Origin of the sequence: Streptomyces sp. NPDC020747, from assembly GCF_044334695.1 — a bacterium.
GTDB lineage: Bacteria > Actinomycetota > Actinomycetes > Streptomycetales > Streptomycetaceae > Streptomyces.
Genome location: NZ_JBIRTJ010000012.1, coordinates 230893 through 249781, shown reverse-complemented (window position 1 = coordinate 249781; position 18889 = coordinate 230893). Strand labels below are relative to the sequence as shown.

At 70.1% G+C, this 18889-nt stretch carries 18 protein-coding genes; 1 reads left to right on the top strand and 17 read right to left on the bottom strand.

What is annotated here, in order from left to right; translation table 11 throughout:
- Positions 1–40: 40 nt before the first annotated feature.
- From ACH4YP_RS29980 to ACH4YP_RS29900, 17 genes are all read right to left on the bottom strand, one after another.
- Positions 41–424: a DUF1801 domain-containing protein gene (locus ACH4YP_RS29980; protein WP_361050362.1), complete on the bottom strand. Its 384-nt coding sequence runs from the start codon at positions 422–424 to the stop codon at positions 41–43.
- 166 nt (positions 425–590) lie between these two features.
- On the bottom strand, positions 591–1190 hold the full coding sequence (locus ACH4YP_RS29975; protein WP_361050359.1) for a DinB family protein: 600 nt from the start codon (positions 1188–1190) through the stop codon (positions 591–593).
- Between the two features lie 798 nt (positions 1191–1988).
- Positions 1989–3392 (bottom strand): ABC transporter substrate-binding protein, encoded by a 1404-nt coding sequence (locus ACH4YP_RS29970; protein WP_361050356.1) that lies wholly within the window; start codon positions 3390–3392, stop codon positions 1989–1991.
- Between the two features lie 80 nt (positions 3393–3472).
- Complete coding sequence (locus tag ACH4YP_RS29965; protein WP_398493677.1) at positions 3473–4930, bottom strand: class I adenylate-forming enzyme family protein; 1458 nt, start codon at positions 4928–4930, stop codon at positions 3473–3475.
- A gap of 70 nt (positions 4931–5000) precedes the next feature.
- Positions 5001–6068, bottom strand: coding sequence for a phosphotransferase family protein (locus ACH4YP_RS29960; protein WP_398493675.1), 1068 nt, complete (start codon positions 6066–6068; stop codon positions 5001–5003).
- Positions 6065–7129 carry a phosphotransferase family protein gene (locus tag ACH4YP_RS29955; protein ID WP_398493673.1) on the bottom strand — a complete coding sequence of 355 codons (1065 nt, stop codon included), beginning with the start codon at positions 7127–7129 and terminating at the stop codon, positions 6065–6067. The genes ACH4YP_RS29960 and ACH4YP_RS29955 overlap by 4 nt, the downstream gene beginning before the upstream one ends.
- The gene (locus ACH4YP_RS29950) at positions 7126–7803 is read right to left on the bottom strand and encodes a TetR/AcrR family transcriptional regulator (RefSeq protein ID WP_398493671.1); all 678 of its coding nucleotides are present in this window, start codon (positions 7801–7803) and stop codon (positions 7126–7128) included. Before ACH4YP_RS29950 ends, ACH4YP_RS29955 begins: the two co-directional genes overlap by 4 nt.
- 10 nt (positions 7804–7813) lie before the next feature.
- On the bottom strand, positions 7814–8257 hold the full coding sequence (locus ACH4YP_RS29945) for a nitroreductase family deazaflavin-dependent oxidoreductase (protein ID WP_398493669.1): 444 nt from the start codon (positions 8255–8257) through the stop codon (positions 7814–7816).
- 31 nt (positions 8258–8288) lie between these two features.
- Positions 8289–9536: a cytochrome P450 gene (locus ACH4YP_RS29940; RefSeq protein WP_398493668.1), complete on the bottom strand. Its 1248-nt coding sequence runs from the start codon at positions 9534–9536 to the stop codon at positions 8289–8291.
- 4 nt (positions 9537–9540) lie between these two features.
- On the bottom strand, positions 9541–10320 hold the full coding sequence (locus tag ACH4YP_RS29935; protein WP_398493666.1) for an SDR family NAD(P)-dependent oxidoreductase: 780 nt from the start codon (positions 10318–10320) through the stop codon (positions 9541–9543).
- 5 nt (positions 10321–10325) lie between these two features.
- Positions 10326–10556 carry a ferredoxin gene (locus ACH4YP_RS29930; RefSeq protein ID WP_361061672.1) on the bottom strand — a complete coding sequence of 77 codons (231 nt, stop codon included), beginning with the start codon at positions 10554–10556 and terminating at the stop codon, positions 10326–10328.
- 1 nt (position 10557) lies between these two features.
- Positions 10558–11802: an amidohydrolase family protein gene (locus ACH4YP_RS29925; protein ID WP_361061675.1), complete on the bottom strand. Its 1245-nt coding sequence runs from the start codon at positions 11800–11802 to the stop codon at positions 10558–10560.
- A gap of 79 nt (positions 11803–11881) precedes the next feature.
- On the bottom strand, positions 11882–13351 hold the full coding sequence (locus ACH4YP_RS29920; protein ID WP_361061678.1) for an aldehyde dehydrogenase family protein: 1470 nt from the start codon (positions 13349–13351) through the stop codon (positions 11882–11884).
- Positions 13352–13418: 67 nt separating this feature from the next.
- Complete coding sequence (locus ACH4YP_RS29915) at positions 13419–14621, bottom strand: thiolase family protein (RefSeq protein ID WP_398493663.1); 1203 nt, start codon at positions 14619–14621, stop codon at positions 13419–13421.
- Entirely contained in the window at positions 14618–15040 is a 423-nt protein-coding gene (locus ACH4YP_RS29910) for a Zn-ribbon domain-containing OB-fold protein (protein WP_398493662.1), read from the bottom strand. The genes ACH4YP_RS29915 and ACH4YP_RS29910 overlap by 4 nt, the downstream gene beginning before the upstream one ends.
- Entirely contained in the window at positions 15037–16248 is a 1212-nt protein-coding gene (locus tag ACH4YP_RS29905) for a CaiB/BaiF CoA transferase family protein (RefSeq protein ID WP_398493660.1), read from the bottom strand. The genes ACH4YP_RS29910 and ACH4YP_RS29905 overlap by 4 nt, the downstream gene beginning before the upstream one ends.
- A gap of 231 nt (positions 16249–16479) precedes the next feature.
- Positions 16480–17148 carry a TetR/AcrR family transcriptional regulator gene (locus ACH4YP_RS29900; RefSeq protein ID WP_398493658.1) on the bottom strand — a complete coding sequence of 223 codons (669 nt, stop codon included), beginning with the start codon at positions 17146–17148 and terminating at the stop codon, positions 16480–16482.
- Between the two features lie 232 nt (positions 17149–17380).
- Here ACH4YP_RS29900 and ACH4YP_RS29895 point away from each other — a divergent pair, with 232 nt between their 5' ends.
- Positions 17381–18763: an ABC transporter substrate-binding protein gene (locus tag ACH4YP_RS29895; RefSeq protein WP_361061693.1), complete on the top strand. Its 1383-nt coding sequence runs from the start codon at positions 17381–17383 to the stop codon at positions 18761–18763.
- The last annotated feature ends 126 nt before the right edge of the window (positions 18764–18889 follow it).

Sequence of the window (18889 nt, the reverse complement as noted above, 5' to 3'; positions counted from 1 at the left end):
CCATCGAGCAGGCCCCACCAGTTGGTCCGAACGAAACTGCTCAGGTATTGACCCAGCTCCTGACCAGGGTCGCGAAAGCCTCCTCCTTGGCCTTGACGTCGTCCAGGTCCTGGAAGATGACCGTGGCCCTGTCACTGCTGATCCAGTCGAGCAGACCACTTTCATCGGTGAACCTGAAGTCCGCCCGGTCGTCCTTCACCTTGGCACCTCGATGGAAGATGAGCTGGACGCCCTTCTTGGCCCGGAGCTGGAAGGTCACCCGGTCCTCGCCTCCATGGAGAAAGCTGGGTGCCTTCCACTTCACGTGTTCGGTGATGCCAGGATCCGAGCCGAGGACAACGGCCCGCAGATACCCGATTGTCTCCCTCTGGGGATGATCGAGCGCGGCCATGAACTGGTCCACTTCCACGTTCCTGTTCGTCATCTTGTCCATTTCGGGGTGTCGAGACGTGCGGACGGTGGTGCATGGGCAGCGCACATACGGAGCAGCTTGCCCGAGTCCGCCCCACGTGTCGCTGATCGAGTCGGAACCCGCTGAACACTGTGGTGACACCGCTCAGCGCCTGCGGGGCGGCGGCAGCAAGACGCGATCAGGTGTCATCGACTTCCCGCGCCACGCGCTCCAACCGGCGCCGGTGGTCCGCCCACCATGCCTGATCACCTGGTGGCATGTTGTCCTTGCCCGGCGAATATCCGACGGATCCGTCGATGAGCTCTCGCACGATGTCGGCATGACCGGCGTGCCGCTGAGTATCGGAGATCACACGCACCAGGATGTGGTGGAGTGTCACCTCTCGGCGGTTCTCCGGCCACCACGGGACGTGACCGATCGCGTCAAGTGCCAGCGCTGCGATCGTGCTGTCGGAGTGCTCCCACGCTTGGTGATAGAGGGCGACGATCTCCCCACGTGACTCGTCTGCGGTGGCCCACATGTCCGAGTTGGGTTCTGTGTCCTGCGTGTACCACCAGGGCGGTGGTTCCTCATCGAAGAACGGCCGCCCGAACGTGTCGCCGAAATATCCCAGCTCCACGCTGGCGACATGCTTGACCAACCCCAACAGGTTCGTACCCGTGGGGGTCAGCGGACGGCGGATGTCGTACTCCGGAAGCCCATCGAGTTTCCACAGAAGGGCATCACGCGCTTCTTGCAGGTATCGGAGAAGATCCGCTTTCGGGTTCGGTTCGGTCATGCCGGGCAGTCTTCCACCCGGTACTGACAGTCCGGCTCTACGCTGCTGCAACGCTCCGCGACCGCTCCCCCCGGGGCGGCTTGCGCATGACGGCGTGGACGTCGCGCTCCATCCGCTCGAAGACCGCGTGCTCCTCGACTTCGACTCGGCACTGCAACGAAGGCGTAGTGGAGTTCGGCGCGGCCTTCTCAGCGGACGGCAGGGTAGGTCATGGCACCGGCGACTATCGCTATGCCAACGGTAAGAATGGCAAGAACGTAGAAATCACTTACGTCGGACCTCCTGCTCCACGCTGACATCTGCCTGACTGTCAACCAACATGAGGGTGCCTGTACGAGGTGACACGCCTGTCGCACTGCGGTGAGCCACCCGGCGGGGACTCAGTCGGCAACAAGTGCTCGGTCCGAGTCAACTCGCCGGTCGGCACAGGGCGAGGTCCTCCACACCGGGCTGCGCGGGCGACGGCGACGCCTGCACGCATCAGAACCTCCAAGGCGTGAGGATCGAATCGAACCTGCTCAGCATGGGAGGTCCCGGTGCGGGCCCGTTGTGGAGTCGCGTGATCTTGTGGCGTCGGAGGACGGGGTGGTCGCGTCTGACGCAACGAAACCCCGTTGACGCAGATGGCCTTCCCAAGTCGTCTGCCTGCAACGGGGTTTCGATGTGCCGTCGGTCTGCTGTGCCGTGACTCGGCAAGACCCTGCCGCCGCACCGGGCGGCGGGCATGTCGGTGACGGAGGCCGATGCCGTCGTTGACGGGCCACTGTCCCCGGCGCGGCCCGGGACGTCCGAGGCGGCCTACTTGAGATCCTTGAGGCTCTTCCCGACGCTTGCCAGCGTCCCCGGCTCGCCGTAGTCGCCGGTGAACTTGTACGAGGCGATGCCGCAGCGGTAGGCGCCGCGGTTGGGGGCGAAGTCGGCGGGCTGCCAGCCGTCGGGTGTCGCCTTCTCGATGTTCATGCACTTCACGGGGGAGTCCTGGACGGACACGTTCACCGGTGCCTGGATGCCGCCGCCGGTCCAGGCGGTCTCCTTGCGGGCCGCGTCGTGGACGCACCGGCGGGTGAGCTCGTCGCCGCAGGACGTGGCCGACTTGGCGAACAGCAGCCAGGCGGAGAACGCCTTCACTCCCGGCAGCGTCACCTGTGCCCCGTGCGCGTACTTGTCGAACAGGTCGAGCACCTGTTGCGTCGCGGGGCTCGACGATGCCTTCTCCATCGGGTGGATCCCGCTGACGTCGGCGAGGTTGTTCTGGGCGGCCAGTACCTGCGGGCCGGCGAGTTCGAGGAACGACGGGTTGTAGGCATTGCTGTTCGCGTCAATCCAGTCGAGCTTGTAGTTCATGGCGGTGAGCTCCTGCTCCAGCTTCGCCAGCGACGTGAAGTCGCCCATGAACACCAGGCCCTTGACCTTCTTGTCCTTGATCGCCTGGGCGTAGGGCGTCCAGTTGCTGACACCGGAGGCCGGATACAGGTCGGAGTAGGCGAACTTCACCTGCCGCGACTTGAAGTACTCCCTGCGCTGGTCGAGGGAGGTCCGGGTGACGGGGGAGTCTCCGGAGATGATGCCCACGGCGTCCGCCGAGTCCGGATAGGCCTCCTTGAGCAGCCAGTCGTAGAAGCCCGCGTACCGGAAGTACGAGGGGCCGCCGGCCTGCATCGACAACTGAAGCTCGGACCCCTCGTTCAGGTGCTGGACGGTCTGCGCGGGGAAGTCCGGCAGCAGACAGGAGAGGCGGTCCTTCACTCCCAGGCCGTCGAGGCCCGCGCCCCCGCCGACCAGCGCGAAGTCGTCGCGACAGGCCTCGTCGACCCGTTGGCGGACTTCGAGCATCCTGGTGTCGCGGACGGTCGGCACGATCTTGCGTCCGTTGATGCCACCGGCCGCATTGCACCAGGACGTGAACGCCTTGGCCGCGTCGCCGAATTCGGTGTTCTTGTTGAAGCCGACGTCCGACATGACACCGACGTGGATCTCCTTCCCGGTGACCCCCTGGGCCGGTGAGCCGCTCGGGTCACCGGGGCCGCACACGTTCTTGAGATCGCCGAAGTCACCTGACGCGGCGACCGCGCCCGCGGTGGCCGCGGCCTTCTCACCGGACTCGGAATCGCCGCGGCCCGGGCTGTCGCCGCGGGTGGAGCAGCCGGCCGCGCACAGCGCGGCGACCACCGTCAGGGTGGTGATTGTTCTCTGAGGCCTCACGGATTGTCCTGCCTTTCGGATCGGGGGCTGACGGGGCATGCGTCCTTGGGCATGCGCGTGGGCGTGGAGCCGGGCGGAGGTCAGCCGCCGCGTGCCGCCACCAGCGCGCCGCGATTCACCTTGGTCGCCGCACTGCGCGGGATGGCATCGACGAACTCGGTCGTCTTGGGCAGCTTGTACGCGGCGAGACGGCTCCGCGCGTACGCGACGACCTCGTCGTGGGAGGGCGGCGCGACGGGGTCGGCGGGCTCGATCAGCGCGTGCACCCGGCGCCCCCACTCGGGGTCGCGCAGTCCGATGACGACGACGTCGGCGATGCCGGGGTGGTCGATGAGGGCGGCCTCGACCTCGGCCGGGAAGATGTTCGCGCCGCCACTGATGATCATGTCTACGCGGCGGTCGAGGAGGTGGAGATAGCCGTCCTCGTCGAGGTATCCCACATCCCCGGCGGTCTGGAATCCGTCGGCCGTCGCCCGCAGGCTCGGGGCGCCGCCCAGGTACTCGTAGCCGTGGTAGCTGGGGGAGCGCAGATAGATGTCGCCGGTCTCGCCGACGGGCAGGTCCTTGCCGTCGGGATCCAGAATGCGCAACTCGGTGGAGCGCAGCGGCCGTCCGACACTGCCCTGGTGGGTCATCCACTCGTCGGCGCGCAGCGCGGTGATGCCGAGCCCCTCGGTCATGCCGTACGCCATGACGATGCGCTCGGCTCCGATCAGCCCCGCCCACCGGTGCACGAGCGTCGGCGGCATGGGCGCGGCGCCCTGGAGGATCCACTCCAGGGAGGACAGGTCGCGGTCGTCGACGCCGGGCAGGTCCGCGATGCGCTGCAGCATCGTGGGTGTGGCGGTGAACGTGGTGACCCGGTGGCGTTCGACGGTGTCCACAACGCGGGCGGCGTCGAACTTCTCCATGACCACGAGCCGGTCGCCCTCGAACAGGCCGAAGAGCGTGGTGAATCCGTTGGCGTGGTACATCGGCGCGAGCACGAGGATCGTCTGCGGCCGGGGGACCGGTGTCCACGTCTGCATCAGCGGTGTGCTGAACGCGGGGGCGTGCACGGCCGGCCGGCTCGTGAGGATGACCTTCGGTGTGCCGGTGGAGCCGCTGCTGCAGATGCCGTGCGCGTGCGGGGAGATGACGTCCGGCAGTTCGGGGATCGGAGCGTCCGCCGTCGCGTCGATCCACGTCAGATCGTCGGCGCCAAGGTGCACGGGCGCCTTTACCACCTCGCGCAGCCGGTCCAGCTCCCACTCGGGCAGATCCCAGCGCACCGGCACCGGTGACGCCCCGAGCTTCCACGCGGCGAACACCCCGAGAACCAGCTGCGGCGAGTTGTGCAACGCCAGGGAGAGGAGGTCGCCCGCGCCGAGACCCCGCGCCGCGAGCGCCCCGGCCAGCTGGTCCGAACGGCGGTCCAGCTCCCGCCAGCTGAAGGCGGTTTCGGTGCCGTCCGGGTCGATGTGGCGCAGTACCTCCGCGCCCGAACACGACGCCGCGTGCTTCCTGATCAGTTGGGCGATGCCCGTTCCGCTCTCCATTGCCGTTCTCCTCCGCGGTGTCGCCCAGTGGGCTTTCGAAAGGCGAGGGGCTCTCGTGGCGGGCGCGGCGTCAGACGCCGAGCAGGCCGAGGCTGTCGTGCCGGGTCACGGCGAGGGCGAGCCGCCCCGTATGGCGCTCGGTGATCGGCCGGTCGACGTTCCGGGTGATGCTCCACAGGAAGAAGCCGTAGGGCAGATGCGCCCGATACGCCCACCACGCCTCGTCCCGGCCGGGTGGTGCAACCCCGTGCGCGGCCAGGCGGTCGAGGTAGTGGTCGAGCAACTCCCGCTCGCTGCGGGCGAGTTCGTCCGGCTGGAGGACCGCCGCCAGGTGGTAGCAGACGTCGAGTGCCCACACGCCGTACTGGACCACCTGCCAGTCGATCAGGCCGGGGGCCCCGTCGGCCGTGGCATAGACGTTGCCGGTGTGCACGTCGCCGTGCACGAGACAGCGCGGATGCCGGGGGGAGAGGTCCGCGAGCGCGCCCATCGCGGCGATCAGCCGGTCGGCGCGGCGTATCTCCGCAGGGATGTCCGGTGCCCGGCCGTCGTCGAGCTGGGTCTGCACCTGCTCGGGGCTCAGGTGGCGGGCGAGCGAGGCGAGCCGGGGCGGGAAGGCGGTCGCCAGGTCGGCGCCCGGGGCCTCGCGCCCCCTGGCGCCGTCCCAGGTCGCGGCGTGCAGGGCGGCCAACTGGTCGAGCGTGCCCGCCGCCTGGTCACGGCCGAAGCCCATCAGGGGATCGCCGAACCGGGCGCCGGCCACCACCAGGTCGTGCATCAGGAGCAGCGGATGCCCGGTCTCCTCGTCCACCTCGGCGTGCACGCACGGCGGCGTGCGCACCGGAAGCGCCGCGGCGAGCAGCCGGTAGAAGTCGACCTCGGCGCGCGATGAGCCGCGTCGGCGCGTCGCCGGGTTGAAGTACGCCTTGGCGCACAGGGCGGGCGGTGCGTCCGAGGCCGCCCCGGATGCGTAGGAGACGTCGAAGCGCACCTTGGTGGCCACCGTCTCGATCCGCTCGGTCACGTCGGTGGCGCTGACGACGGTGCCGGGGTGCCGCCGTCGGAGTACGGCGGTGAGCCAGGAGGGCGAGAGGGCCACCGCTTCGTCGTGCGGCGCGGGGCCGCCGGGAAGGTTCATGACGACCCCACTGATCCGGTCCGGCCGAGCAGCCGGCACGAGCGCTCGATGAACGGGTTCGGGCGTCCGGCGGCGGGCAGCCGCATCGAGCGGCGGGCGTGCAGCGCCAGGAGGCCCGCCTTCAGGCCGGCGAACACCTCGTGCCAGTGCAGGTGTTCCACCGGACGGCCCGTCAACTCCTGCCAGAGACCGAGGGTTTCCTGCCGGGTGCCGAGCCCGTCGAGCCGCGGGACGCCGTGCTCGACGCTGTGGATGTCGTCGAAGAGCAGCCACCACCCGAGATCGGCCATCGGCCCGGCGAGCGAGGACTGCTCCCAGTCCATGACCCCGACGATCCGGAAGTCGTCACCGAACATCATGTTCCCGATCCGGGCGTCGCCCCACGACAGGCCGGGTGTCGACACGGGCGGCCGGTTCCCGCTCACCCAGTCGAAGAGTTCGTACACCGTGTCCGGGATCTCGTCCTTCAGGGCCCAGGACGCGAACTGCCGCCAGTACGTGAGCTGTTGCTCGTCACCGGGCGCGCCCTGGCCGGGGTCGTGGAGGAAGGAGAAATCCTCCATGGGCGCAGCGTGGACGGCCGCGAGCTGGCGTACGGCACCCTCCCACACGGTCCGACGCTCACCGGGCGTCGCCTCGGTCAGCCATCCCGTCGCGTTGTACACGGGCATGCTCACCGGCACCCGGCCGCGCATCCGGCGCATGATGTAGAACGGCCGGCCCAGCAGGGCGGGATCGTCCTCGAACCACAGCGCCTCGGGGACCCGTACCGTGCCGAGGCGGCGGAGCGCGAGCAGCATCTCGTGCTGGTGCCAGAACCTCGGTTCGAAGAACATCTGGTGTTCGGGCGCGGGCGCCACCCGCAGCACGAGTTCGTCCTCGCGGCCCGCGGACCGGGCGTCGAAGAGAATCGTCTCGTTCGAGACGCCGGCGCCCAGCGGGTACACCAGGTTCTCGATCCGTACGTCGTCGACGCCGAGCCGGGCCGCCAGCCACGGACCGAGCGCTCGCGCCGCGGCGTCGAGATCGCGGCCCTTGGCGAAGACAGGGGCTTCGCTCATCCTTGTTCCGCCTCCTCGGACTCGGCCGGGCCGCCGAACGCGGCCAGACAGAACGCCCACAGGCGCTCGGCGACGTCCTCGACCGGCTCGTGCGCGGTCGCGAACGCGTAATGGTGGTAGACGGACGTGACCAGCTTCATGGCGAACCACGCGTCGTGGGCCGGGTCCCTGGGCCGCAGCAGCCCCTGGGCGAAGGCCTCCGCGAGCTCTTGCACGACGAGGTCGTCGTACGGCTTGGCGATCCGCGCCATCTCGTCGGGGAAGAGCTGGTGCAGCCGCCAGTGCTCGGCGGTGATGAACCGGGGCCCGGTGAGGTCGCCGCCGTCGCGGAGCGCGTCGAGGGTCCTGGCGATGTAGTAGCGCAGGCGGGCCACCGGATCCGGGAGCTCCTGCGCCGCGGCCCGCATGCGCGTGGCCTGCTCGGCGATGATCTCCTCGACCAGTGCCAGCAGAATGTGGTCCTTGCTGGGGAAGTGCCGGTAGATGGTCTGCAGCGCGACGCCGGACTCCCTCGCCAACTCCTGGGTCGTGAAGGCGCTTCCCTTCTCCCGGACGAGCCGGTGCGCGGCTCGCATGATCACCTGCGCCTGCTGGATGCTGCGCGCCCGCGACCGTCGTACCGAGGGGGAGCGGTCGGCCGCGTGGTCCGCCCAGGTCGTGTTCGGATTCGACATGTGGAGGTTCCTACGTTTCCGTGGTGGGGGTCAGCACCACGACGGGGATGACGCGTTCGGTACGCGTCCGGTAGATGTCGTAGTTGGGCCAGTAGCCGACAACGGTCTGCCACAGGTGCGGCCGTTCGGCGAGGCTCGCGGTGTGCGCGACGACCGGGATGTGCGCGCCCTTGACCTGGATCTCCGCCTCCGGGTGCGCCAACAGGTTCAGGTACCACGAGGGATGCTTCGCCGCCCCGCCGGCCGAGGCGACGACCAGGTAGTCGTCGCCGCTGCGCCCGAAGATCAGGGCCTTGGTGCGGGGTTCGCCCGTCCTGCGCCCCTTGGTGGTCAGCAGAAGGACGGGGACGCCGTTCCACTCGTAGCCGACCTCGCCGTCGCTCTCCCGGTAGCGGGCCACGTGCTCGGCGCCGACCAGCGCCAGGTCGGGCTTCTGGTAGCCGGGTTCACTCATGTCCGAGCCTTTCGTCCGGGGTGGGGGCGCGTCATCCGAAGACCACCGGGATCTCCGTCGCGCCCCGCTCGTACAGGCCGATGAAGCGCGGCGGCGCGGCGTCCGGATCGAGCCGCAGGCCCGGCAGCCGGTCCAGGAGCGCCCCGATCCCGACCCGCATCTCGGCGCGGGCGACATGCATGCCGAGGCAGACGTGCGCCCCGCCGCCGAACGCGAACGACGGGCGCATCCTGCGGGTGATGTCGAACTCGTCCGGGCGGTCCCAGCGGGCCGGGTCCCGGTTGGCGGCGCCGACGCACAGGTGCAGCACGGAGCCTTTCGGCAGGTGGACGCCGTGGAAGTCGACGTCCCGGGTCACATAGCGGGAGAACATCGGGTCGGTCGGTGTCCAGCGCAGCGCCTCCTCGATGGCCGGGCGCAGCAGCGCGCGGTCCTCGCGCACGGCCTCCAGCACGTGGGGCCGCTGCAGGAGCGCGGTGAGCGTGATGCCCATCTGTTTCCAGGTCGTGCCGGATCCCGCGGTGAGCAGCAGTACCGCGAAGGAGTAGATCTCGGCGTCGGAGAGCCGGTGCGCGACACCGTCCTCGTCGGTCGTCTCGGCCGTCACGAGAACGCTGATGAGATCGTCGCCCGGTGTTTCGCGGCGGGCCGCCACGATCGGCGCGAGGATCTCGGCGATGGCCTGCGGATCGCGCAGCGCGGCGCGGATGTCGAGGGCCCGCTCCACCGGGACGCCGAAGCTGCCGGTGATGGTGAGCACCGGGATGGCGGCGCAGAAGTCCACGTTGAGCTCGGCGCGGCCGTCCCCGGCGAAGTTGTCGATGAGCAGGTCGACGGTCTGCTCGATCCAGTTGCGGATCCACCACTGGGCCTTGCCGGGTACGAACGACGGCTGGACGAGGGAGCGGTAGCGGCGGTGCTGGGTGCCACCCATGGACAACATGCTGTTCTGTACGGCTAGTTGCCCGGTGCGCGGGTCGATGGGGGCGGGTGAGGCGGCGAACAGCTCCGGATCGCGGTACGCCTCGTCGCACGCGGCGTGGCTGAACGCGGAGAAGTGCGGGCGGTCCGGATACGGCAGCCCCTGGAAGTGCGCGGGCCCGTCGTAGCCGGTCAGTTCGTGCACCGTTCCCGGGTGGACGGGGGCCTCGGCGCGCAGCCGGTGCCAGGCGGGGTAGGGGTCGCCGCTGTACCCGCCGCCGACGTGGGCCAGGTAGGCGCCGCGCAGGTCGAACAGCTCGCGGACGCGGTCGCGGTCGAGGGACGTGGGTGTCGTCATGGGGTCACCTCGCCACGTATCCGCCGTCGACGGGCAGGACGACACCGGTGAGGTTGGCGGCCCGGTCCGAGACCAGGAACAGGGCTGCCTCCGCGCAGTCCTCGGCGGTGATGGCCCGGCCCAGCGGATGGCTGGAAGCGACCTGCCGCACCGTCCTCTCCATGGCCTCGGCGTCGGCGTCCAGGCCGCCCGCCGCCATGAAATTGGTGAGCGGCATGCCCGCGGGGCCGATGGCGTTGGCGCGGATGCCGAAGGGGGCGCCCTCGATCGCGACGGCCCGGGTGAGCTGGTGTACGGCGCCCTTGGTGGCGCCGTACACGGAGCCGCCCCAGGCGACGAGGCCCGCGACGGAGCCGGTGTTGAGGACGACTCCGCCGTGCCCCTGCCGCTTGAACTGGAGGACGGCGTGCTTGCAGCCGTGGAACACCCCGGCGAGGTTGACGCCGACGAGGCGCTGGAAGTCCTCGGCGGTGTGGTCTTCGAGTCTCGCGCCGAGCCGTGGGGTCGGGATGCCCGCGTTGTTGAAGACGATGTCGAGCCGGCCGAAGCGGTCGACGGCCGCCGCGACGGCCGCCACGACCTCCTCCTCGCGGGAGACGTCGCAGCCGAAGGGCGTGGCGGACCCGCCGGCCTTCTCGATCCTGCGCGCCGTCTCCTCGGCGGTGTCGGCGCGGATGTCGGCGCAGAGGACGTGGGCGCCCTCCTCCGCGAAGCGCAGCGCGGACGCGGCGCCCACTCCGGATCCCGCGCCCGTGACGATCGCGGTCTTCTCGGCGAGCAGCATGGGGGTCACCGCCTTTCGTGGTCGGCTACGGGTGGTTCGGTCGCGTCGTCCGTCCAGCGCAGGGCTCCCGTCGGACATCCCTCGACCGCCGTCCGTACGGTGTCGAGCGGTTCGGGCGGCCCGACGACCACGGCCTTCGCCTCCTCGTCGTGGGCGAAGGTGTCCGGCGCGTACACGACGCAGACGCCGGTGCCGAGGCAGACGTCCCGGTCGACGTCGACCTTCCAGGCGGCCATCTCAGGCCTTCGCCAGGACAGGCGGCTCCGCCGGGGTGAAGCGGTAGAGGCGCTCGGCGTTCCCGCGCAGGATCTTGTACTGCCGCTCGGGCGACAGATGGGCGATACGGCTCTTGACGAGGCCGATGCAGTCCGGCCAGGTCGAGTCGGAGTGCGGATAGTCGGTCTCGCACATGATGTTGTCCTCGCCGATCACGTCGATGCTGGCGAGGCCGTGCACGTCGTCGATGAAGCAGCCGTGGATGTGGTCGCGGAAGGTGGCGCGGATGTCGAGGGTGTCTAGGTCGACCGCGTCGCTGCCCGCGTGGTCGTTGAACCGGACGCCCCGCTTGATCCAGTGCCGTTGTGTGTCGAGGACCTGCTCGGCGCGCTCCAGGAAGTACGGCATCCAGCCGATCTCGCCCTCCGACAGCGCGATCTTGAGGTTGGGGTAGCGCTGGAACATTCCGCTGAACAGCCAGGACAGCATGGCCCCCGAGGTACGGGTCGCCCCCCAGGCGAGGTTGGCGAGGAACGGGGCGTCGGGTGCGATCTGCGGCACCGTCGAGGACGAGCCGACGTGCATCGACACGACCATCCCGAGGTCGTTCGCCGTGGCCATCACCGGGTCCCAGTAGCGGTTCTTGTCGTGGATGGTGGGCAGGCCCAGCGGGGCCGGGTTCTCCGAGAACGCGAACGTGGTCGCGCCCTTGGCGGCGCAGCGCTCCAGCTCCTTCGCCGCGAGGGCCGGGTCCCACAGGGGGATGAGCACCAGGGGGATGTAGCGGCCGGGAGCGGCCCCGCACCACTCCTCGATGATCCAGTCGTTGTAGGCCTTGAGGCAGACGAGGCCGAAGTCGCGGTCGCTCGCCTCCATGAACAGCTGCCCGCAGAAACGGGTGACCGTGGGGAAGCACAGCGAGGCGAGGATCCCGGCCCGGTTCATGTCCTCGATGCGGGCCTTCGGGTCGTAGCACCCGGGCCGCATCTCGCTGTAGGGCAGCGGCTCGGGGCTGAACTCCTCCTTCGACTTGCCGACCACGGCGCTCAGACCGGAGCTGGGGAACCGCTTGCCGTCGTAGACCCAGCAGTCCATGCCGGTGTCGTCGGTCACCATGTGCGGAGCCCGGTCGCGGTCGGCCTTCGGGACGCGGTCCACCCACAGATGGGGCGGTTCAAGGATGTGGTCGTCGACGGAGATCAGCCAGTCGAGCGCGAGGTCGGGCGCGCTGTCGGGCGCGACGGCGGGTGCGATGTCTGTGGACACGAGTGCTCCTTCACGTCGGGTGGTACGCGTACAGGTCGGGCAGTGGTCAGCGTCGGGAAGTGGTCAACGGCGGGCGGTGTCAGCGGAGTTCGCCGATCACCAGATGCTTGACCTCCTGGAACGCGCGGATGCCGTCGGGTCCGCGCTCGCGGCCGAGGCCGCTCTGCTTGTAGCCGCCGCTGGGGGCGTAGGCGCTGAACGCCGCGGTGTTGACGTTGACAGCGCCGGTGCGCAGGCGGCGGGCCACCGCGGTCGCCGCCGCGGTGTCGGCCCCGTACACCTGGCCGGAGAGGCCGTAGGGGGTGTCGTTGGCGATGCGTACGGCGTCGTCGAGGTCCCGGTAGCCGAGCACCGCGATGACGGGGCCGAAGATCTCCTCCTGGGCGGCGGGGTTGTCGTTGCCGGGCAGGTCGAGGACGGTCGGCTCGAAGTAGTGGCCGGCCTTGAGCCCCTCCGGGCGGACGCCGCCGCTGACCACCCTGCCGCCGGACCCGGTGGCGAGCGCGACGAACCGTTCGCAGCGCTCCAGTTGGGCCGCGCTGATCACGGGCCCCAGCGTGGTGCGCGGGTCGGTCGGGTCGCCGACGACGAGGCCTGCGTACGCGTCGCCGACGGCGTCGAGGACTTCGGCCTTGCGGTGCTCTGGTACGAGCATGCGGGTGGCCGCGACACAGGCCTGGCCCGCGGTGGCCGCCACCACGGCGACCGCGCCGGCGGCGGCCCTGTCCACGGCGTCGTCGAGGTAGATCTGCGCCGACTTGCCGCCGAGTTCCAGGGCCACCCGCTTCACCGTCGGGGCGGCCTGCGCGAGGATGCGGCGGCCGACCGCGGTGGACCCGGTGAACGAGACCATGTCGACGGCCGGGTGGCTGGTCAGGAGTTCCGCGCCCGCCGAGCCGCCCTCCACCACCACGCTCAGGACACCGGGCGGCAGTCCGGCCGCGTCCGCCGCGGCGCCGAACACGAGGGACGAGAGCGGCGTCAGCGGGCTGGGCCGCAGGATCACGGAGTTGCCCGCGATCAGGGCCGGGACGATCTTCTGGAGCGCCATCACGATCGCCGCGTTGTACGGCGTGATGGCCGCGACCACGCCGACCGGCTCGTGCCGCAGGACGCTGAGCGCGACCCGGCCGCGCACCAGCTCGTCGACGGGCACCGGGGTCGCCGCCTCGTGCGGCATCGACAGATACAGGTCGATCGCCCCGCGTGCCACCGCCAACCCGCCCTGCAACTGGGCGCGTTCGGCGAACGCGGTCGGCTGCCCCGCCTCGGCGACCATCGTGGCGACCAGGGCGTCCCGGGAGGCCTCGACATGGTCGAGGAAGGCGTACAGGATCCGGGCACGCTCGGCGGCCGGTACGTCCGACCACACGCCACGTTCGAAGCTGCCGCGCGCCTCGACGACGGCGCGCTCGATCTCGGGAAGCGGCGTCACCGACACGTCGGCCACGCGGGACTCGTCGGCGGGGTTCTCGACCGCGAGCCACTCCTCGCCCTCGATCCATTTTCCGGCCACGTACGAGCGCCGTTCCGCGATGATGTCACTCACGCTCTCGCCCCTTTCGCGCCTCGAAGCAGCGCTGTTTTCCGTGTCGTTCGGGTGTGCGGGCCCTGGATCACCAGGGCTGGGCGCTGTACACGACGGCGCCCCCGAAATGGGGCGAGGAGTGGCACGCGAGGCCGAACTCCGCCTGTGCGCGCTGCCGTTCACCGGCCCGGCCCGACAACTGGAGGTAGCACTCCAGCATCTGGGGAATCCCGTGCATGCGCCCGTTGCCGAGGGAACCCCCGCCGCTGAGCACGGGCAGCGCCCCCGGGACGTCGCTGTCGATGCCCCCGTCCAGGACGAAGCGGTGCGCCTCGCCGACCGGGCAGTAGCCCAGGGCCTCCAGCCAGAAGTACACGAACGGCGAGAACCCGTCGTACAGCTGCGGTACGTCGATGTCGGCGGGCTTGACGCCCGCGTGCTCCCACAGCCGCCGGACGGTCCCGGCACCGCCGGCCATGATGTCGTCGAGCGGCCAGTGCAGCGGCAGGCGGCGCGGGCCCGGCGCGCTGCCCGCGTACCCGGCGACGTACACGGGCTTGTGCGGCAGGTCGTGCGCCCGGGCGGCCGACGTGAGCACGAAGGCCGCGACGCCGTCGACCGGGATGTCGCAGTCGTAGCGGCAGATCGGGTCGTTGACCATGGGCGCCGCGAGGTACTCCTCGGCGGTCAGCGGCCGTTCGTGCCAGTACGACCACGGGATCCGCGCCCCGTTCTTGCGCGCCTCGACCAGGACCGCCGCCATCGCCTCCCGGCCCGCCCCGTAACGCTGCAGGTATTCGTTGTACGCGAGCCCGATCATCGGCAGCGGCCCGAAGAAGCCCTGCGGCGCCGTCCACTGCTGCGCTCCGCCGAACTCCCGCACCGTGGTGTCGTGATAGCGGGTGCGCGGATTGTGCAGGGCGCGGTGGACGAGGACGTGGTCGGCGGCGCCGCTCGCGATCGCGTTGACCGCCATCGCCACCGAGCCGGGGATCTGCCCGATGCCCTGGAACCCGGCGACGTAGCCGGGATCGGCGCCCAGATGCCCGGCCAGCCATGCGGGCGTCACGGTGCTGACGCCGTCCTCGGCGGTGTGGTCCCCGGAGGTGGGGAACAGCGCCGAGCCGACGAAGCCGTCCACGGCCTGCGGTGTGAGACCCGCGTCTGCGATCGCCTCGCGGGCGACGGAGACGGCGAGCGCGCCCAGGGACCGGTCGTCGTGCCGGCGGACGGCGCTGTGCGCGTACCCGGCGATCGCCACCTGTCCACCGCTCGCGAACCGCCCGCTCATGACCCGTCACCCAGCACGAACGCGGGCACGGAAACACCCGAGCCGACGTCCTCGAAGGCCACCCGCACGCGATCGCCGGCCCGCCACGCGGCGTCGGGGCCGTCGAGCAGCCGTCCGATCATCCGCAGCCCGGCCTGCTCGTCGAGTTCGACGTCGACGAGGACGAAGGGGACCTCCTGCGACAGCCCGGGCAGTGGCGACTGCCGGACCACGGTCCAGGACCGCACCGTGCCCCGGCCGCTCACCGGCTGGTACGTGAAGTCCGGGTCCGTGGTGTGGCAGTGCGGGCAGGTCTGGTCGGGCGGCACCGCGAAGGCGCCGCAGCGGGCGCAGCGAGCCAGGGCCAGCACATGCCGGGCGGCCGACTCCCAATAGGGTGCCGAAGCCGCGTCGGGCACGGGTACGGGACGCGCGCTCATGTGATCGCCCCCGCGTCCCTGAGGCCGACGATGTCCGCCCATTCGTAGCCGAGTTCGAGCAGCACGGCCTCGGTGTGCTCACCGTGTTCGGGCGCCCGCCGCAGGGCAGGCGGACGTTCGTCGAACTGCACGGGGACGGTGGGCATCGCATACGATTCGCCGTCCTCCAGCTCCACCTCGCCGAGGTAGTCGTTGGCGAGTACCTGAGGGTCCGTCAGCAGTTCCTCCACGGCCTGGACGGGCGCCCAGGGCGCGTCGATCCGGGCCAGGAGGTCCTTCCACTCCGCGAAGGTGCGCAGCGCGAACTCCGCCTCCAGCTCGGCGACGCACGCCTCCCGGTTCTCACCGCGGGCCCGCAGATCGACGAAGCGCGGATCCACGGCGAGGTCACCGCGGCCGACGAGTTCGCAGAACTCCCGCCAGTAGCGGTCCCCTTGGAGGAAGACCAGCTGGATGTGGCGCCCGTCGCTGGTCCGGTACGCGCCCACCAGCGGGTTGACCGAACCGCCGCGCCCGGAGACGCCGCGCGGTTGCCCGCCGGAGAGCGCCGAGAGCACGTCGGACGACAGCATCCACATCGCGGTGGCGAGCAGGGACACATCCACCACGGACCCCTCGCCGGTGCGCTCGCGCCGCAGCAGCGCACCGGCCACCCCGAACGCGAGCGCCATGGCGCCGTTGCGGTCGCCCATCGCGCCGCGCTGGCTGATCGGGTACTCGCGCTCCGGCGGCGTCAGTACGTGGGCCATCCCGCCCTGGGCCCAGAACGCGGACGAGTCGTACCCGGCCCGGTCGGCGTCGGGGCCGCGGACGCCGTAGCCGTGGCCCCGTGCGTAGACGAGCCGGGGGAAGCGCCGGGCGAGTTCCTCGGCGCCGAGCCCGAGGCGGTCCAGGGCGCCGGGCCGCAGGTTGGTGAGGAACACGTCCGCCGTCTCCAGGAGTTGGTCGAGCAGCCGACGTCCCTCCTCGTGGCGCAGGTCGAGCGCGACGGATCGCTTGCCGCGGTTGGCGAGCGCCACCGACAGGTTCACGCCGCCGCCGTCGGTTCCGATCCGCTGGGTCGCGAGTGCCCGGTAGGGGTCACCCTCGGGCCGCTCGACCCGGATGACGTCCGCGCCCCAGTCGGCCAGCAGGGCGCCCGCGACCGGCACGAACACCCACTGGGCCAGTTCGATCACGCGTATTCCGTCGAACGCTTCGCTCCCCATCGAGCGTCTCCCGTCCGCCGCGGCCCGAGGCGGCCCGGCGGTAGCCACAGTAGAGGCACACTATTTATTTTGGGAAGTGTCATTCTCGTAAAAATAGAGTCGCGCTCTGACCGGGCCTCGGCCTCGTGTTCATGGAGTGGGTGCCCCTCGGGAGCGCGCGGCGGGGCGGCCGCACAGCAGTGTGGGCCGGGTCATCACCCGGCCCACACTGCTGCGTTCCGACTCTCGGGACTACCTGACGCCGGCGCCGACCAGTCCGCCCAGGCAGAACTCCCAGACCTCCTTGGCGGTGACGGAGGTGGCGTTGCTGTCGGCCGGGACGCCCGGAGTCTGGGCGGTGAACATCGCGGTCTGCATCAGGAGGGCGGCGAGCCGGCGCGGCTTGGCCGCGTGCGCGTCCCCCGACTCGACTGCCTGCTCGACCAGTTCGGTGAACACGTCGAGCAACGGGATGTGGGCCGCGGTCACCTGGGCGGGGTGGGACGCGAGCAGCTGCATGGCGAAGTCGGTGAACAGCGCGCTCTGCTTGTTCGGGCGCGGCTGCGACTCCTTGTAGAGCAGCTCCACCGCGACCCGGAGCCGCTCCAGCGGCTTCTTCTTGGCCGCGGTGGCCGTGCGGATCTCCTCGGCGCATCGCGACAGCGAGTCCTCGAACAGGGCGAGCAGGAGCTCGTGTTTGCCGTCGAAGTGCTGGTAGAAGCTGCGCAGCGACTGCTTCGAGCGCTCGACCACCTCCTGCACGGTGAAGTCGGTGGTGCCCTTCTCGGTGATCAGCGCCTGGGCCCCGTCCAGGAAGCGCTCGATCCGCTGCTCGGCGCGGAGCTTGGCGGCACGGGTGGACCGCTCGACGGCGCGTTGACGCCAGGCGGGCGGGGCGGGTTCGGCGGGGACGGCGTTCATCTGCAGAACGATACTCCACGCATGTGAAAAGCGCGTGTCATCCCCCTACCGAATCACCCATCGCAGGAGGGGAGATCCATGATCTCATACGGCGGAATGGATTCTTCTCCCACTTTGGTGAATATTTGATGTGAATGGATCCATCTAGATTCTCCTGTCTGAATAGTTGCCTCGCTGTAACGGAGAATGTAGTTTCCGCCGGAAGTGGAGGTACACCCCCTGAGGAGGACCGTTGCGAAGGCTACTCATCGGCGTGGTCACCGTGTTCGCGGTGCTGCTCGCAGGATGTTCCACCCGCTCGGACTCGAAGAACGCCGGCGCCGAGGAGTCGGCGCCCGCCACGGCGAGCACGTCGCCGATGGCCGGTGGCGCGGACTTCGGGACGCTGAAGGACGTGTGCGGCAAAGGTGCGGCCGGGGCCGGGGGCGCGCAAGGCGTCACCGCCGACGACATCAAGACCGGCGTCTTCACCGACGTCGGCTGGAACAAGATCCCCGACTTCGTGAACGCCGCCAAGGTGTTCACCTCCTGGTGCAACGACAACGGCGGCATCAACGGGCGCAAGCTCACCCCCGTCATCCACGACGCGAAGGGCGTCGAGGTGCGCCAGCGGATGCAGGAGGCCTGCAAGGAGGACTTCGCGCTGGTCGGCGGGGCGACCGGGCTCGACGGTCTCGGTGCCAAGGACCGGGTGAACTGCCTGCTCCCCGCCTTCCCCGCCCAGTCGAGCATGGCGCCCGCCGTCGGCTCCGCCCTACAGGTGATCGCCTCGGGACCGTACGCGGACTACTTCCCGTACGCCGGTCTCTACAAGTGGCTGCTGACCGAGAAGTACCCGGCGTCGGCCAAGAACGTCGGCATCATCTCCGGTGACAGCCCGGTCACCAAGACCATCTCCAAGCAGTTCCAGGAGGGCATCACCCAACTCGGCGGCAAGGTCTCCTACACCGAGCTCTACCCCGCCACCGGAGTCTCGGACTGGACGGCGTACGCACAGTCCATCAAGAACAAGAAGGTCAAGGGCCTCGTCTTCCTCGGCGACTTCGGCTCCCTGGCCAAGCTGGAGCAGTCCCTCACCAGCCTCGACTACACCCTCGACTGGGTCGACTCCAACAGCAACTCCTACGGCGCCCCCTTCCTGGAGCTCGCCGGAGCGGCCCTGGGCACCCAGCACAACTACGCCGAACTCTTCGGCACGCAGCCCCTGGAGACGTCGTCGCCCGCCGTGGACAGGATCAAGCAGCTGTACGCCAAGTACTCGCCGGACTCGCCGGTCGGCTATCTGTCGCTGCGCGCCTTCTCCGCCTGGCTGCTGTTCGCCACCTCGGCCCGCGACTGCGCCGAGCTGACCCGCAAGTGCGTCTACGACAACGCCACCAAGATCACCGACTGGACGGCCGGCGGGATCCAGGCGCCGTTCGACCTGTCCAAGGCGAACCAGCCGGGCAAGTGCTACTCCATCGTCGAGGCGACCCCCAAGGGCTGGAAGCCGGCCGACTTCGAGCCGGACGACGGTGCCTACCGCTGTGACGCGCCGATGCTGAAGTTCAAGGGCAAGTACACCAAGCCCGTCACGCTCGCCGATGTCGGGAAGTCGATGTCGGACTTCAAGTGAGGCGCCCGCACCGGCGGCCCGGCACGGAGGCGAACCCCTCCGTGCCGGGCCGCACCCCTCCCGCACCGCACGGCACGTACGTAGGGTGACAGCGCGGGAACGTTCCTTACGGCAGAAGGTGGGTGG